The sequence below is a fragment of the Streptomyces sp. CRCS-T-1 genome, assembly GCF_024442335.1.
GTDB classification, from domain to species: domain Bacteria; phylum Actinomycetota; class Actinomycetes; order Streptomycetales; family Streptomycetaceae; genus Streptomyces; species Streptomyces koelreuteriae.
In genome coordinates, this window is record NZ_CP101651.1 from 5,551,818 (window position 1) to 5,568,405 (window position 16,588).

General features: G+C 70.9%; 13 protein-coding genes. 9 read left to right on the forward strand and 4 right to left on the reverse strand.

The annotated features are described in order from the left end of the window. Positions 1-365: 365 nt before the first annotated feature. On the forward strand, positions 366-947 hold the full coding sequence (locus NNW99_RS25190; RefSeq protein WP_215121396.1) for a biotin transporter BioY: 582 nt from the start codon (positions 366-368) through the stop codon (positions 945-947). Positions 948-1,064: 117 nt separating this feature from the next. Here NNW99_RS25190 and NNW99_RS25195 read toward each other — a convergent pair whose 3' ends face one another. Continuing rightward, complete coding sequence (locus NNW99_RS25195; protein WP_215121397.1) at positions 1,065-1,826, reverse strand: hypothetical protein; 762 nt, start codon at positions 1,824-1,826, stop codon at positions 1,065-1,067. Between the two features lie 240 nt (positions 1,827-2,066). Here NNW99_RS25195 and NNW99_RS25200 point away from each other — a divergent pair, with 240 nt between their 5' ends. Continuing rightward, positions 2,067-4,205 carry a protein kinase gene (locus NNW99_RS25200; RefSeq protein WP_251057928.1) on the forward strand — a complete coding sequence of 713 codons (2,139 nt, stop codon included), beginning with the start codon at positions 2,067-2,069 and terminating at the stop codon, positions 4,203-4,205. Between the two features lie 113 nt (positions 4,206-4,318). On the opposite strand, the gene NNW99_RS25205 is transcribed toward NNW99_RS25200, so the two are convergent. Further along, a complete protein-coding gene (locus NNW99_RS25205) occupies positions 4,319-5,818 on the reverse strand; it encodes an amino acid permease (protein ID WP_215121399.1) in 1,500 nt (499 codons plus the stop codon). 280 nt (positions 5,819-6,098) lie between these two features. Here NNW99_RS25205 and NNW99_RS25210 point away from each other — a divergent pair, with 280 nt between their 5' ends. Continuing rightward, on the forward strand, positions 6,099-6,596 hold the full coding sequence (locus tag NNW99_RS25210; RefSeq protein ID WP_215121400.1) for a ribose-5-phosphate isomerase: 498 nt from the start codon (positions 6,099-6,101) through the stop codon (positions 6,594-6,596). A 624-nt stretch (positions 6,597-7,220) separates the two neighbouring features. Beyond that, positions 7,221-8,033: an Fpg/Nei family DNA glycosylase gene (locus NNW99_RS25215; RefSeq protein ID WP_215121401.1), complete on the forward strand. Its 813-nt coding sequence runs from the start codon at positions 7,221-7,223 to the stop codon at positions 8,031-8,033. A gap of 58 nt (positions 8,034-8,091) precedes the next feature. Here the strand turns inward: NNW99_RS25215 and NNW99_RS25220 are convergent, their stop codons facing one another. After that, a complete protein-coding gene (locus NNW99_RS25220) occupies positions 8,092-9,354 on the reverse strand; it encodes a GNAT family N-acetyltransferase (RefSeq protein WP_215121402.1) in 1,263 nt (420 codons plus the stop codon). 162 nt (positions 9,355-9,516) lie between these two features. Between NNW99_RS25220 and NNW99_RS25225 the strand changes: the two genes are divergently transcribed. From NNW99_RS25225 to NNW99_RS25240, 4 genes are all read left to right on the forward strand, one after another. Continuing rightward, a complete protein-coding gene (locus NNW99_RS25225; protein WP_215121403.1) occupies positions 9,517-10,698 on the forward strand; it encodes a PP2C family protein-serine/threonine phosphatase in 1,182 nt (393 codons plus the stop codon). Positions 10,699-10,827: 129 nt separating this feature from the next. Continuing rightward, complete coding sequence (locus NNW99_RS25230) at positions 10,828-11,622, forward strand: ABC transporter ATP-binding protein (protein ID WP_215121404.1); 795 nt, start codon at positions 10,828-10,830, stop codon at positions 11,620-11,622. Continuing rightward, a complete protein-coding gene (locus NNW99_RS25235) occupies positions 11,622-14,057 on the forward strand; it encodes an ABC transporter permease (protein WP_251057929.1) in 2,436 nt (811 codons plus the stop codon). Before NNW99_RS25230 ends, NNW99_RS25235 begins: the two co-directional genes overlap by 1 nt. Continuing rightward, complete coding sequence (locus tag NNW99_RS25240; protein WP_215121405.1) at positions 14,054-14,521, forward strand: HD domain-containing protein; 468 nt, start codon at positions 14,054-14,056, stop codon at positions 14,519-14,521. The genes NNW99_RS25235 and NNW99_RS25240 overlap by 4 nt, the downstream gene beginning before the upstream one ends. Before the next feature lie 7 nt (positions 14,522-14,528). Here NNW99_RS25240 and NNW99_RS25245 read toward each other — a convergent pair whose 3' ends face one another. Further along, positions 14,529-15,647, reverse strand: coding sequence for an acyltransferase family protein (locus tag NNW99_RS25245; RefSeq protein ID WP_370869159.1), 1,119 nt, complete (start codon positions 15,645-15,647; stop codon positions 14,529-14,531). 707 nt (positions 15,648-16,354) lie between these two features. On the opposite strand from NNW99_RS25245, the gene NNW99_RS25250 reads away from it, so the two are divergent. Then, positions 16,355-16,549, forward strand: coding sequence for a hypothetical protein (locus NNW99_RS25250; RefSeq protein ID WP_215121407.1), 195 nt, complete (start codon positions 16,355-16,357; stop codon positions 16,547-16,549). Positions 16,550-16,588 lie beyond the last annotated feature (39 nt).

Genomic DNA, 16,588 nt, shown 5'->3' on the forward strand with positions numbered 1-16,588 from the left:
CAAAAACGCCGCCAGTCTGTGCGGTCCCCGAGCCCGGGAGGGAGGGGTGTCCAGCATGCGGACACCTGGAACGCGCGCCGTGAGGCCCCGGGAACGGAGGGTGGACACCCGTCGCGGAAGCCGTCGGGAACAGCCCTGGCGGGCATTTGGCGAAACCCTACAGTCCGCTTCACCGCCGAGTCCGTGATCGAAACCTCGCTGCCAGCGTGACCGGTATCACGTCGACCTCGGTGTAACGCTCACCCTTTGTCAGGAGCCAACCAACCGTACGTTCGCGCCTTTGTCGATCGCTGACGGTGATCAGGGCGAGGGCGCTGGGATAGCGTCACCGTGTCCCGACCGACCCTCACCCTCGCGGAGTCCCCATGAGCACCGCCGCAGCCGTCCCCGTTCGCACCGGGCAGGTCCTCGCCGACCTGCTTCCCGCCTCTCGTGTCCGGGACGTGGCCCTCGTGCTCGGCGGCGCCGCGCTCACCGGCCTCGCCGCACAGATCTCGGTGCCCGTGCCGGGCTCCCCGGTGCCGGTGACGGGCCAGACCTTCGCCGCGCTGCTCGTCGGCACCTCCCTCGGCGCCGGCCGGGGCCTCTTCGCGCTCGCGCTCTACGCCGTGGCGGGCATCGCCGGTGTGCCGTGGTTCGCGCAGGGCACCTCGGGCATCGCCCCCTCCTTCGGCTACATCCTCGGCATGATCCTCGCCGCCACCGTCGTGGGCGCCCTGGCCCGCCGCGGTGCCGACCGCTCGATGCTGCGCATGGCGGGCACGATGCTGGTGGGTGAGGCGATCATCTACGCCATCGGCGTGCCCTACCTGGCCCTCTCCACCGGCATGTCCGCCAGTGCCGCGATCGCGGCCGGCCTCACGCCGTTCCTGATCGGCGACGCGCTGAAGGCGGCGCTGGCGATGGGGGCGCTGCCGACGGCCTGGAAGTTCGCCGACAAGGGCTGACACGCGACGGTCGCGGCCGACGTATCGGTCGCGCACGAGAGGCTCGCCGGGTTTCCCACAACCCGGCGAGCCTCTCGTGTGTCATGGCACCGAACTTCCGCCGCCGTCGCGGCCGGTTCAGCTCTCCTGACGCCCCGGCACCCGCTGCCGGGACCACCACATTCCGGCCGCGCCCGCCGCGAGGAGCGCCGCACCGGCCGCGCCCAGCGGCAGCACCTCACGCGCCGAGCCGGTCTCCGCCAGCTCCTTGCCGCCGGGGGACTCCTTGTCACCCGGGGACTCCTTGCCGCCCGGCGACACCGGCTTGTTGTCGGTGCCGAGCAGCAGGGGCGTGGCCGGGGCGTCCGGCGAGGGGTTGTTCGTGCCGAACGGCACCGGGCCCTGCTGCCAGAACGTCTTCTTGCCGTCGGCGGTCTGGACGGGCAGACAGATCTTTCCGGCCTTGCTCAGGTCGTACGTCGCGTCGACGGCGTACGACTTCGACTTACCGGCCGCGAGATTGTCGAGGGCGCAGGCGAAACCGCTGTTCGAACCCTCCGGAAGGCCGTTCTCGGGTATCGCGGAACAGCCCTCGACGTTCTTGACCACAAGCCCGTCGAATCCGACGACCAACAGCCTGATCTTCCCGCTGTCCTTGCTCCCCTCGTTCTTCACGGTGGCGGTAATGGCCGTCTTTTTCGAACCGTTGTCGACCGAGATCTTCTCAGGCAGCGTCGTGGTGAGCTTCACGCCCGCCGGTGCCGCGTCAACTGCCTTTCCCCCCTTGCTGCTCGCGGGCCCTCCGTCCTCCGCCCCGGCTGTGCCGGACAGGATCAGCACCGCCGAGAATGATGCCGCGACCAGCGGCCCCACGACCACGGCCGTACGACGAGAACTCATGTTCGCCCCCCTTGTGTCCCCCTGGCTGCGCCTGAATTCGCAGCACTGAAAGAGGTACCACAAAATTTCGCCGCACTATCCTGGTACGGCGCGAAGTGTGACCGTTGTGTTTCACTGGAGGCGGTCGCGGCGTCGTGGAGGGGGTGCAGCGGATTGCCGGGGAATGCGAATAGCGGCGGTGTTCCAGGGATATTGGTGACGGGGCGCTATCGGTTGGTCGAAAGTATCGGCCAGGGGGGAATGGGGCGGGTGTGGCGAGCCGCCGACGAAATACTCGACCGGCCCGTTGCCGTCAAGGAAATGCGGATCGACGGTCTCGACGCGGAGGACAACAGGACGCGCCGCGAACGCACCCTGCGCGAGGCCAGGGCCACCGCCCGCATCGACCATCCCAACGTCGTACGGGTCTACGACGTGGTCGACGAGGGTGAACGCCTGTGGATCGTCATGGAGTTGGTGGCCGGCCGCTCCCTCGAACGGATCCTCGCGGAGGACGGCCCCCTGAGCCCCTGCGAGACGGCCCGCATCGGCCTCGGCCTGGTCGCGGCGCTACGGCAGGTGCACGCGCGGGGCGTCCTGCACCGGGACATCAAGCCGGGGAACGTCCTCGTGGAGAACGCGGCCGGAACAGCCGGACCGGGCGGACCGGGACGTCGCGGGGGCACGGTTTCCGGCCAGGCCCCGGGCGGGGGCTCCTACGAACGGCGGGTCGTCCTCACGGACTTCGGCATCGCCGCGATCCAGGACGCCAAGGCGCTCACGATGGTCGGGATGCTGGTCGGCTCGCCCGACTACATGGCCCCCGAGCGCATCTCCGGCCGCCCCCAGGGCCCGCCCTCCGACAACTGGTCCCTCGGCGCGACCCTCTGCGCGGCCCTGGGCGGCCGCTCCCCCTTCTCCCGCGACACCACGCTGGCCACCCTGCACGCGGTCCTCTACGAGGAGCCCGAACTCCCCGCCGCCTCGGGCCCGTTGCGCGACATCCTGACGGCCCTCCTGGAAAAGGAACCGTCGACCCGCCCGACCCTGGAGGACCTGGAAACGGCCCTGGAGGCGGTGGCGTTCCCGGTGCCCACGCCGACGGTGTCGGTGGGGTGGGGAGCGGCGGGCGCGGCCGGCCTTGCGGAGACCTTGGGGGGAGGGGGACTTGAGCAGGGGTTGCAGGAGAGGGGAGGGGAGCCGGAGCAGGGAGCCGTTGATCCGGGGCGGGACCGGGTACCGGAGCGGGTACCGGAGCGGGGCGAGCCGGGGCCGGACCTCGACACGGAATCGGAACCGGCATCCGAGAAGAACCAGCAACCCGCCCCGGAACCGGCACTGGAACCGGCACCGGAACCGGCACCCCGGACATCGGCACCGGAACCGGCACCCCGGACATCGGCCCCGACGGCGACCCCGCCACCCCTCACGACCCCCACCCCACATCAACCACCCACCCCGGCCCCCGCGCAAGCCGCACCCCAGGACCCCCGCCAACCGGCCCCCGCCCCCGCCCCCACCCCCGTCCTGGACGCGACACCACTTCAACCCCACAACCACCACCCCACAGCCGAGGCCACCACCGCTCCCACCAGGGAAGCCGCCGCACAGGCACAGCCCCACGCGGCACCCCGCCCCGACAGCCGCGCCACCACCATCCCTCGCCCGGGCCCCGTCTCCCTCACCCGCGCACAGGCGGCAACCGAGTGCCGCCCCCACCCCATGCCGCCGGGCGAACTCCCCGGCCCCGCCGTCCCGGCCGTGTCCCGCCCCCGCGCAGGTCACCGCCGTAGGATGCTCGCCGCCGCGGCGGCCACGGTCGCGACGGCCGGTGTCGTCGTGGGGATCATCCTGGCGACGTCGTCCGGCACCCCGGACGACGACACCCGCGCGGGCTCGTCAGCCTCCGCACCCCCCACCACGACGTCCGCCCCTTCCCCCACATCCACCGTCGAGGGCACCTCCCGGCCGCAGAGCCTGCCGCCGGGCACCCGCCGGGAGGCCGGTGGGTTCGCCTGGGCGACTCCGGAGGGCTGGCGGCGGGACGTGAAGACGGGCGCGGAGGTGCACTACACCTCCCCGGACGGCACCCAGGAACTGGTCGGCAAGTCCGCCCTGGCCCGCGGCGACCTTCTGAAGACCTGGCAGACCTCGGAGCGCAACGCCCACCAGGGCCAGGACTACAGCAAGGTCCGCCTGGAGGAGACGACATTCCGCGGCCACCCGGCGGTGATCTGGGAGTACACCTTCACGCTGGAGGGCGTCCGCTGGCACGCCCGTCTGCTCGGCTTCAACGTCGGCGGAAAGTCGTACCAGATCAACACCTGGTACCAGTCAGGGATCGAGGAGGAGGCTCTGAGCACGTACGAGAAGGTCAAGGACAGCTTCACGGTGCTGTAGAGGGCGAGAGGGCGAGAGGGCGCGAAAAAAGGGGCCTGCGGTGCGCGTCCTGAAAGAAGGAACACGCACCGCAGGCCCCACAAGATGAACGGGCGAGCGCCCGCCGGTCGGCGTCAGCCGGCCGAGACCTCGTCCCGGCCCTGCTCCGGAACCTTGGCCTGCGCGACGTCGGCGTCCCGCGAGCCGCGGCCCCTGTGCTTCACGAAGGCGATGGCGAGCACCACGGCCGCGACGAGCAGCGACAGCAGGATCGTCCTGCGGCCGTCGTGCTCGGTGTCGGTGAGCATGTAGCCGAGGATGAAGACGATCAGTCCGGCCGTCGCGTAGGTCAGATACGGGTACAGCCACATCTTGACCACGAGCTTCTCCGGCGCCTCCGCCTGGATGATCTTCCGCATCCGCAGCTGGGAGAAGCAGATCACCAGCCACACGAACAGGGCGACCGCGCCACTGGAGTTCACCAGGAAGAGGAAGACGGAGTCCGGGAACTTGTAGTTGAAGAAGACGGCGACGAAGCCGAACGCGACGGAGGCGAGAATCGCCGTCCGGGGCACGCCGTTGCCGGTCGTGCGGGCGAAGGACTTCGGCGCGTCGCCGCGCTGGCCGAGGGAGAAGGCCATGCGGGAGGCGGTGTAGAGACCGGAGTTGAGACAGGACAGCACCGAGGTCAGCACGATGAAGTTCATGATCTGACCGGCGTGCGGAATGCCCAGGGAGTCGAGCGCGGCGACGTAGGAGCCGTCGTCGGTGATGGACTTGCTGTCCCACGGGAGCAGGGCCACCACGACGAAGATCGAGCCGAGGTAGAAGACGGCGACACGCCAGATGATGCTGTTGGTGGCCTTGGTGACGGCCTGCTGCGGGTTCTCGGACTCGCCGGCGGCCAGGGTGGCGATCTCGCTGCCCATGAAGGAGAAGACGACGAGCAGCACACCGGTGAGGATCGCGCCCGCGCCATGGGGCAGGAAGCCGCCGTGCTGGGTGAGGTTGCTCAACCCGGCCTGCTCACTGTCCACGCCGGGCAGCAGCCCGAAGACGGCGAGCCCGCCGATGACGATGAACGCGGCGATCGCGACGACCTTGATCCCCGCGAACCAGAACTCGAACTCGCCGTACGACCCGACGGAGACCAGGTTGGTCGCGGTGAGCACCAGCATCACGATCAGGGCCCAGGCCCACTGCGGCACGGCCGGGATCCAGCCCTCCAGGATCACGGCACCGGCGGTCGCCTCGACCGCGAGCACCACGACCCAGAAGAACCAGTACAGCCAGCCGATGGAGAAACCGGCCCAGGGACCGAGCGCCCGGTCGGCGTGCGCGGAGAAGGAACCCGAGGTCGGGTTGGCGGCGGACATCTCACCGAGCATCCGCATCACCAGCACCACGAGCGTGCCGACGAGGGCGTACGACAGGAGAATGCCGGGGCCTGCGGTGGCGATACCGGAGCTGGACCCCACGAAGAGTCCGGCTCCGATGACGCCACCGATGGCGATCATCGAAAGATGCCGGTTCTTGAGCCCGGCCTGCAGTCCGGAGCTGCCGTCCGGCCCGCCGGGTTCTCCGGGGCCTCCGGGGTCGTTTCCGGTCGTCTTCAGTGTCGGCTGCGAGGTCATGGAACGGATTTCCTTTGCGCCGGGGAGCTGTTCTTCCGTACGGAGCCGCACGAGCTGTACGACGGGGGGTGTGTCGCGGCATGACGGTGTACGGGTCCTCGTACGAGCGGGTGTACGAGCCGGTCCAGTGAATCTGAGGCGAACGTTTTCGAGAACCTTTGAATCCAGATTGTTACTTGAGGTTTTCCTGAGGTTCCGTAATGCGGCTCACATTCGCCTCACGTTTTCATGAGCGCCACCCCGCGCGCCTTCCCCGAAACACCCGTGTCACACTCATCCCATGCGCGTGTACCTCGGCTCGGACCATGCCGGCTACGAACTCAAGAACCACCTCGTCGACTGGCTGAAGGCGGCGGGTCACGACCCCGTCGACTGTGGCCCGCACATCTACGACGCCCAGGACGACTACCCGCCCTTCTGCCTCCGCGCAGCGGAGCGCACGGCCGCGGACCCCGACGCCCTCGGCGTCGTCATCGGCGGTTCCGGCAACGGCGAGCAGATCGCCGCGAACAAGGTCAAGGGCGTCCGAGCGGCCCTCGCCTGGAGCGCGGAGACGGCGGCCCTCGGCCGCCAGCACAACAACGCCAACGTCGTCGCCGTCGGCGCGCGCATGCACTCCCAGGACGAGGCGACGGCCTTCGTCGAGACGTTCCTCGCGACCCCGTTCTCCGGTGACGAACGTCACATCCGCCGCATCGACATGCTCGCCGAGTACGAGACGACCGGAGCCCTCCCCCCAATCCCGCCGCACCACCCCCAGCAGGGCCCGGACGCCTGAGCACCTGACCCCGGCCCCCGATGCCCAGGTGGGATCGCCCCCAACCTGCGGCTTCGAACCAGGGATGACGGCCGGGCCCTGAACGCTTCCGCCTCGGGCATGGCTGCGGGCACGCTGCGATAGCAGGGCTGAGTCGTTCGCAGGCCCAGGGCCCGGGCCCGCGCGGGGCACGGGCCCCAGCCGCCTGGTGGGCGAGGCCCTGGGGTGCAGGGACGCAGTCCCATGGGGTAACCCTGCGGGGTGTAGGGACGCAGTCCCACGGGGTGCAGGGGCGGAGCCCCGCGAGGGGTGCAGGGGACGCAGTCCCCGCTGGGGTCCGGGGCGGAGCCCCGATGCCTTTCGACCTCAGCCCCTTGGCCAACTGCTTCGGGCGGGTGGGTGGGCAAGCCCCCTGCGAGGGGTGCAGGGGACGCAGTCCCTGCCGGGGTCCGGGCGGAGCCCCGATACCTTTCGACCTCAGCCCCTTGGCCAACCGATTCGGGTGGGTGGCTGGGAAGGCCCCCGCGACGGGCGCAGAGGACGCCGTCCCCGCCGGGGCGCGGGGCGGAGCCCCGAGGGTCCAGCCTCTTGACCGACCGAGTCGGGCGGGCGGGTGGGCGAAGGCAACGATCACAGGGAGAACCCGTGCCAGAAGGCCACACCATCCACCGCCTGGCCCAGGACTACGCCGCCGCCTTCCTCGGCACCACCCCCGACACCACCAGCCCTCAGGGCAAGTTCACCGACGCCGCCTCAATCCTCACCGGCACGGAACTCACCCACACCGAGGCCCACGGCAAACACCTCTTCCTCGGCTTCCGCGACACCGACTGGATCCACATCCACCTCGGCCTCTTCGGCAAGGTCACCTTCGGCCCGGCCCCCGCACCCCCACCCACCGACACGGTCCGCCTCCGCCTCGCGAACGACACCGCGTACGTGGACCTCCGCGGCCCCACCACCTGCGCCCTGATCACACCCCCGGAGAAGCAGGCGATACACGACCGTCTCGGCCCCGACCCCCTCCGCGACGACGCCGACCCGGACACCGCGTACCGCCGTATCGCCCGCAGCCGTACGACGATCGCCGCCCTCCTCATGGACCAGAAGATCATCGCGGGCGTAGGAAACGTCTACCGCGCGGAGGTCCTCTTCCGGCACCGCATCGACCCGTACCGCCCCGGCAAGGACCTCACCCCACCCGAGTGGCACGCGATCTGGACCGACCTGGTCGGCCTCATGCACGAGGGCGTCCGCAACAACCGCATCGACACCGTCCGCCCGGAACACACCCCGGAGGCGATGGGCCGACCACCCCGCGTGGACGACCACGGCGGCGAGGTGTACGTCTACCGCAGGGCCAACCAGCCCTGCCACCTCTGCGGCCACACCATCCGCACCGCCGACATGGCCGCCCGCAACCTCTTCTGGTGCCCCACCTGCCAAAACCGCCCCTGAGGAACAGGAACGGGAACAGGAACCCCAACCTCAGAAGCCCAACGTCAGAAGCCCAACCTCAGAAGCCGTACGGCAACCACGGCTCAACCCCACCCGCCCCGAACCCCAACGACGCCTCCGCCAACGCCCCCCGCCGTACCTCCCGCACCCGCCCCGCCGCCCCCAACGAGCCCAGCGACACACCCCCGAGATACGCCGCACTCAACTCCCGTACGGACAGGGCGACATCAGCCGCATCCACAGTACGCTCGCACGACGCCCCCTTCGCATCCCCGCTGAGCCGCCAACGCCCGGCGTTCCAGGGACAGAACGCGTCCTCCACCTCGAACACCACGTCCACCGGCGCCTGATACGTCCGCGCCTCCAGCGCGGCCCCCAGCTCCACCGGCCGTACGTACAGCGAATCCCGCAACCACGGCCTGCACCGCCGGATGTCCGACACCCAGTTCCGCCACGCGTCGTCCACCGGCCGCCCCCGCCCCCGCACCACCAGCGACGACGTCAGGTCGATCCCGAACAGGAACCGCCACAGCGCCGCGTCCGCCGCGGGGTCCAGCGCGGCCGATTCCTCCAGGATCACCGTGCCCTCGGGCCCGGCCGTCTCCCAGCCCGGCTTGACGCGATACCGCGCGTACCCGACCGTCTCGCCGTCCCGCTCGGCGAGGACGCACTGCAGCGGCGACGCCCCCTCCCGGTCGCTCTCCGGATCGAGCAGCCCGAGCCGCTCCCACCCGGGCTGATGCGTCAGCATCCCGGGCCGCGCCGGAACCAGCCGGGCGTACACCGCCTCGCACACATCGAGGACAGCGGCGGGATCCGCGTACCGCACCCGTACGTCATCCGTACCCGCCGGCAGCGACGTGAGCCGCACCCGGGTCGTATCGATCTCGGCGTTCAACTGGAAGGTGGCGCACGCGTATCCGAACCGGCCGTAGATCGCCGGCTCGGACGCCGTGAGCACGGCCAGCGGCTCACCCCAGGCCCGGACGTCGTCGAGCTGCCGCCGCATCATCGAGGTCAGAACCCCGCGCCGGCGATGCGTCGCGGCCACGCTGACCATGGTGACGCCCGCGGCCGGCACCGAGGCGCCGCCGGGCACCGTGAGCCGGAAGCTGAACGCCCCGGCCGTCCCCACACACTCGTCCCCGTCCCACGCACCGAGTGAACGGTCGACCTCGGTCAGCGAGTTCCACAACTCCCGTTCCTCGGCGGACTCCGGCACCCCGCCGAAGCCCCGGATCAGAGTGTCGTACCACTTGTCCCAATCGTCCCGCCGTAGTACCCGCAGCTCGGCCGCGGACCCGGTCGCGTCAGTCGCCATGGACCATGCCTACCAGGGCAATGCGGGACGAGCGAGCAAATTTCTCCCAGGCGGCGGCGGGACGGCGCGCGGTGAAGTTGACTGTGAAGTCGGCCCTCGGACGGGGGACAAGTAGGACCTCCCGTGCCAAGGGGCTGGTCCGATGGATAGGGTCCCGAACTAATGGCATCAGGACGAGAGCGGCGCGCGGAAGCCGACACGTTCACGGCCCGGTTGAAGAAGCAGTGGCACCGGGCCCGCGTCGGCGTGCGCCGAGCCGCCGTGGACTACTTCCGCGGCGACGGCTCGGACTGGATCGCCCTGGCCGGTCTGCTCCTGACCGTTCCCCTGATCGCGGCGGCCACACTGGCGAACTCGGTGTGGTTCTCACCGGCCGCGCTCGTCCTGCCCGTCGTCGTGGGCGGCCTGCTGCTGCGCCCGGCCAGCCTGCTCGGCCTGTACGCGGCGGCGGCCACGGCGCTGATCGTGGAGTCGGTGCAACTGGGCCCGTACACGGAGGGGCCCTCCAGGGTCACTCCGGGCATCGTGCTCGTGGTCGCGGCTTGCGGTTTCTTCGGGCTGCTGCTGGCCCAGTTCCGCAGCCGCGTCGGTGTGCCCTGGCGGCGCGGCGGCACCATGCTCTTCGACCTGCGCGAACGCATCCGGGTGCAGAGCCAGCTCCCCGACCTCCCGGGCGGCTGGCACCAGGAGATGGCGCTGCGCCCCGCGGGCGGCCAGTCCTTCTCGGGCGACTTCGTCGTCGCGGCCCGCACCAACGGCGGCCGTACGCTCGAGGTCGTCCTCACCGACGTCTCCGGCAAGGGCATGGACGCCGGCTCCCGCGCGCTGCTGCTGTCCGGCGCGTTCGGCGGCCTGCTGGGCTCCCTCCCGCCGCACGCCTTCCTCCCCGCCGCGAACGGCTATCTGCTCCGCCAGGACTGGGACGAGGGCTTCGCCACCTCCATCCACCTGGTCCTCGACCTGGACTCCGGCGACTACGAGCTCTACTCCGCCGGCCATCCGCCGGGCCTGCAGCTCAGCGCCGGCACCGGACGCTGGGAGGAGAAGGCCGCAGAGGGCCCGCTCCTCGGCGTCTACGACGGCGCCCAGTTCGACCCCGTCAAGGGCTCACTGCGCCCGGGCGACGTCCTGATGCTCTTCACGGACGGCCTCGTGGAGACCTCCGACCGCGACATCGTCGAGGGCATCGACCGCCTCACCGGCGAAGCCGACCGCTACGTCGCCGGCGGCTTCCACGGCGCCGCCTGGCACCTCATCGAAGCGGTCGCCAAGGACGTCAACGACGACCGAGCCCTCCTCCTGATCTGCCGAGAGGGCCCGACAGCGACGTCCGCCCTCCGCTGAGGTGGGGTTTTCCCCAGGTCGGTTCGGCGGTCGTCCTCATGGTCCGCGCACCCTCCGTCTCCGTACGTTCGAGACATCGCCTGCGAACGGCGCACGGCGAGCGAGCGACACGGGATCGGAAGGACAGACATGGCAGGGGACTGGGCCGTAGAACTGCACGGCGTCCGCAAGCACTACGGCCGCGGCCGCACCGCCGTCCACGCCCTGCGCGGCATCGACCTCACACTCCGGCACGGCAGTTACACCGCGGTGATGGGCCCCTCCGGCTCCGGCAAGTCCACCTTCCTCCAGTGCGCGGCGGGCCTCGACCGCCCCACGGCGGGCGCGGTCCGCCTGGGCGGCACGGAGATCACCGGCATGAAGGAGAACAAGCTCACCGCCCTGCGCCGCACCCGCATCGGCTTCGTCTTCCAAGCCTTCAACCTCCTGCCGTCCCTCACGGTCGAGCAGAACGTCGTCCTCCCGATGCGCCTGGCCGGCCACCGAGCCGACGGCCGTCGCGCCGCCGAGGTCCTGGACCGGGTCGGCCTCGCGGACAAGGCCCGGCGCCGTCCGGGTCAGCTCTCCGGAGGCCAGCAGCAGTGCGTGGCCATCGCCCGCGCCCTGGTCACAAGGCCCGATGTCGTCTTCGCGGACGAGCCGACCGGCGCCCTGGACACCACCACGGCCGCCGAGATCCTCGCCCTGCTCCGCCGGTCCGTCGACACCCAGGGCGCCACGGTCGTCATGGTCACCCACGACCCGGCCGCAGCCGCCTGGGCGGACCGTGTCCTGTTCCTGGCCGACGGCGAGATCATCGACCACCTCGACCGCGAAGGGGCCGGTCTCGCCGGCGCCCCTCCCGCCCGCACCCACGTCGACCGCATCGCCGCCCGGATGACCTCGCTGACCGCGGCGCCCACCTTTGAGGAAGCGGCGGCCTGATGTTCCTCCCCAACGGCCTCGCCCGCGCGGCCCTCCGCTTCCGGCCCGCCGCGTTCGTCGGCACGTTCGTCGCCCTGATGCTGGCCGCGACGATCGTGTCGGCCTGCGGCATCCTGCTGGAGACGGGAGTCCGCGCCGAGGTCCCGCCCCGGCGCTACGCGCAGGTCCCTGTTGTGGCCGCCGCAGAGCAGTGGGCCGGGAAGCCGGACACGGGCGCTGTCGTGCCGGACCGGGCCCGCCTCGACGACTCCCTGGTGGCGAAGGCCGCAGCGGTGCCCGGGGCGCGCACGGCGATCCCCGACGTCACCTTCCCCGTACTCACCCCCGAGGCCACGCTCACCGCCCACGGCTGGGGCTCCACCGCCTTCACCGGCGAACGCCTCACCGCCGGACGCGCCCCCGGCCCCGGCGAGGTCGTCCTCGCCCGGGGCCCACGCGCCTCCGTCGGCGACTCCGTCACCCTCACCACCCCGGAGGGCGCCCGCACCTACCGCGTCTCCGGAACCACCGCCGCCACGGACACGGCGAACCCCACCGTCTGGTTCGCAGACGCCGAAGCCGTACGCGTCTCCGGACACCCCCACCGCGTCGACACCATCGCCGTCCTGCCCGAGCCCGGCATCAGCACCGGAACCCTCGAATCCAGGGTCGCCCACGCCCTGGGCGCCAGGGCCGAGGTCCACACCGGCGACGACCGGGGCGCCGTCGAGGACCCCCTCCTCACCGAGGCCAGGGAGGTCCTCACCGGAATCGGCGGTTCCTTCGGCGGCATCGCCACCCTGGTCGCCGTCTTCACCGCCGCCGGCACCGTCGCCCTCGCCGTGGGCCGACGGGCCCGCGAGTTCGCCCTGCTGCGCGCCATCGGCACCACCCCGCGCCAGATCCGCCGCACCGTCGCTACCGAGGCCCTGCTCGTCGCCCCGGTCGCGGGCGCGCTCGGCTGCCTGCCCGGGATCGCCCTGGCCGCCTGGTGGTTCGGCCAGTTGAAGGACAAGGGCGCCGTCCCGGAAGCCGTCGACCTCACCATCTCCTGGATCCCGCTCGTGGTCACGGCCGGGACGGTCCTCGTCACCGCCCTGCTCGCCGGATACGTCGCCGCGCACCGCGGTTCGCGCATCAAGCCCGGGCAGGCGCTCAGCGAGGCGTCCGTGGAACGGCTGAGCCCGGGCTGGATCCGCACCCCGCTCGGTGTGGCGGCAGCGGCCGGCGGCTGTGTGTGCGCGGGCCTGGCCGCCTCGGCGACCGGCGAGGACGCGGCCAACGCCGCCCTCGGTGTCGTCATGCTCTTCATGCTGGCCGTCGCGCTGCTGGGCCCCCTGGTGGCCCGCGCCTGCGCCGCCCTCTTCGGACTCCCGCTGCGCGGAGCCGGGGCCCCCGCCGCCCTCGCCGCGGCCAACTCCCGTACCAACGCCCGGCGTCTGACCTCCGCGATCACGCCGATCGTGCTCGCCATGGCGTTCTCCTCCGTCCTCGTCTTCCTGCACACCAGCGAGGACCGGGTCACCGGCGAACAGCAGCGGTCGGGCATCGTCGCCGACCGCGTCGTCACGGCAGACCAGGGCGCCCTGCCCCCGGACGCCCTGCGGCGCGTGGAACGGACCCCCGGCGTCACCGCCGCCGTCGGCCTGCTGAGGACATCCGTCCTGGTCCCGGCCACCGGCGTCCTGACCCCCGTCTCCGCGCAGGGCGTCACCGGCACCGCCCGCGCCCTGACCGCCGTACAGGACCTGGACGTCGAGCGCGGACAACTCACCCTGAAGCGAGGCGAGATAGCCCTCGACGCGTCCGTCGCCGACAACGCGAACGTCCGGGTCGGCGACCGCATCCGCGTCCACCTGCCCGACGGCACCCGGGCCACCCCGCTGGTGGCGGCGACGTACGGACGCGGCATGGGACTGTCCCAGGTCACCCTGAACCGCGCCGACCTGGCCCGCCACGTCAGCTCGTCCTTCGACACCGAACTGTGGGTCAAGGGCGGTACGGCGCAGGCACTCGCACCGCTCGGCCGTGTCCTGGAGCGCGCCGACTACACGACCGCCGCGTCCCTCGACCGGGAGCTCAACGGCTGGGCGAACCGCGTGATGGCGGCCGTACTCGGCGGCTTCGCGGCCGTGGCAGCCGTCAACACCCTGGTGATGACGGTCCTCGACCGCCGCGGCGAACTCGGCACGCTCCGCCTGCTCGGCTCCACCCGCCGTCAGGTGCTGCGCATGGTCCGCTGGGAAGCCCTCCTGGTCGCCGTCGCGGGCATCACGCTCGGCACGGCGATCGCCCTGGCCACGCTCGTCCCGATGATGCGGGGCCTGACGGGGCAGGGGCCGTACATACCCCCGCTGGTCTACGGCTCGTTCGCGGCCTCGATCCTCGTCCTCGGCGTGGCCGCCGCGACCCTGCCGGCCCGGGCGGCGCTGCGCGGGGAGACACTGGAGCGGTGACCGAGACACCCCGCACCCCGCTGACCCTGGCCCAGGTCGAGGCCACCGCCCGCGCCGCGCACGACGGCCAGACCGACAAGGCGGGACGGCCCTACGCCGAACACCTGCGGGCTGTGGCCGAGGGAGTGCGGGACCGGGGCGGTGACGAGGACCAGATCGCGGCGGCCTGGCTGCACGACGCCGTCGAGGACGACGCCCTTTCGCTCCAGTGGCTGCGCGGGGCCGCGTTGAGCAGCCGGACGAAGGACATCGTCCTCGCGGTCACCAAGCGGGCGGGGGAGCCGCCCGAAGAGTACGCCGCGCGCATCCTCGCCACCCCCGGGGCGCTGCTCGTGAAGGAGGCGGACCTGGCGCACAACGCGGATCCGGAACGTCTCGCGGTCCTCGACGAGGCCACCCGCATGCGACTGGCCGAGAAGTACGCACGGATGCGCGCACTTCTCGGCCAGGGAGATGCGATCTGAAAGGCGCCTAGGCGTTGACCTTCTCGCGTTCCTTCTCGCGCTCGCGCCGCTCAGCACTCTGCCTCTCGCGCGCGACCTCGGCCGCGTCCTGCTTGAAGGCCCATGCCATCTTCGGCTCCATCGCGAACTTGAACATGCGCTGCACCGGCTTGGTGCACAGCGCCGTCACGACGGCGGCCGCGAGGACGGTCACGGTGATCTGGCCGGCCGGCTGGTGGAACCAGCTCGCCTCGAACCAGCCCTGGTAGTCGCCGGCCTTCACGAGGAAGCCGTGCAGCAGGTAGCCGTAGAGCGTGCCCGCGCCGAGCGCGGTGAACCACATGTGGCGGCGCGGCACCCAGGCGAAGAAGCAGGCGGTCAGCACCAGCGAGCAGCCGAACATCGCGAGGACCATGACCGGCCCGGCCCACCACGGCGCGCCCAGTTCCTGCGCGGCGTCACGGTGGTAGAACCACGCGGTGTTCATGCGCGGCACGGCCCACCAGCTGAAGGCGAGCGCGGCGGCGAACACGGGCACCGCGGCGATCCGCACCGAACGGGTGCGCACCATCTGGAAGTGCTCGGGCTTCATCACCAGGCCCAGCACGAAGAACGGCAGGAACTGCAGGACACGCTGCAGGTCCAGGTCGTCACCGATCTCCGGGGTGACGGTCGCCAGCATCGCGAGACCGAGCGCCAGCGGCAGCGGCCAGCGCACCATGTTCCAGATGGGGGTGGTCAGCCGCCAGATGAACAGCGCGACCAGGAACCAGGTCAGGTACCACGGGTCGAGGAGGCTGATGTCCTGACTCGGGTCGTCGTCGATCCACCGCTTGAAGAGCGGGTAGGCCGTCTCGAAGATGATGTACGGCACGGCCACGCCCGTGATCAGGCGCTTGAGCCGGTCCGGCCGCATGTCGAAACTGCGCGAGAAGTAGCCGGAGATGATGATGAACGCCGGCATGTGGAACGCGTAGACGAGCTGGTACGCCGCCTCGAGTATCCGGCTGTCGCCCTTGAGCGGTTCCCAGGCATGGCCCATGGCCACCAGCACGATCGCGAGGTACTTCGCGTTGTCGAAGAACGCGTCGCGCTGCTTGCCGTTCTGCTTCTTCTGGGGGCTCTGCGGCGAGCGCGGGCTCGGCACTCCGCCTGCCGGCGACTGTGCCGGGGGAAGTGGCGCCTTGCGGTCGCCGTTCGGTCGCAGCGAGTTCGTCACAGACCCTCCCACCAGGAACTCGGGGAGACGATCCGGGACCTCGCTGCGCTAGCGGGGGACGAGGCAGCGTGGAACATCTGAGGCACCCTAGCCTTCCCTGCGGCTATTCGTAAAACGCCGGACGTCATTCCTGGCTATTCGCTGTGGGTACCCCGGATTTCGGGTAGTTGACGTCACTGTCGGCGTGATGACCAACACATCTTCGGCGCCGAGTTACGCCCGTCACAGGTGCCCTGCTTGTCAGGATACTTCCGGACTAAGCAGTGCATAAGACCAGCAGGCGACTCCAGTGGAATGTCCGCTTCAGCGCTCTTCGGAAGCCTCTCCACAGGGTTGTTGAGGAGCCTTGGGCAGCAATTCGAATTAGCTGCGAACGCGTTGTGTGGAGACGGAAACGATCCACCCCAATTCCCTGTGCGGGTGGTACATCGAATTGCCGTACGAGTCCCTGCCGTCGGGTCCCCTCCCGCACGCGACCCACACAGGCCCGGACGACGGCCCGGACGACACGGGTGTGGTCGATGCGTCACCGGCCGCATAGCCCGGCCACGTTGGTGGCACGATGGTTCTGGCGGGGGTGTGCGCAGGCGCGCCCCCGGGCCGGGAGAGCGGACCGACCGAGGGTGTGATCAGTTGTGGCCATTTCACTGTCTGTGGTGCTGCTGTTGGCGATCATCCTTGTGGTGTTGCTGAGAGGGGGATCCATCAAGGCGGGCCCCGCGATCGTGGCGGTCCTCTTCGGCTTCTTCCTCGCCTCGACCGGCATGGCCCCGTCCATCCAGCGCTTCCTCAACTCGATAGCGGAGACGGTCAACTCCATCAGCTTCTGACCGGGCCGCCGCCGCGGGCCCTGGAGACGTGCGGCTACT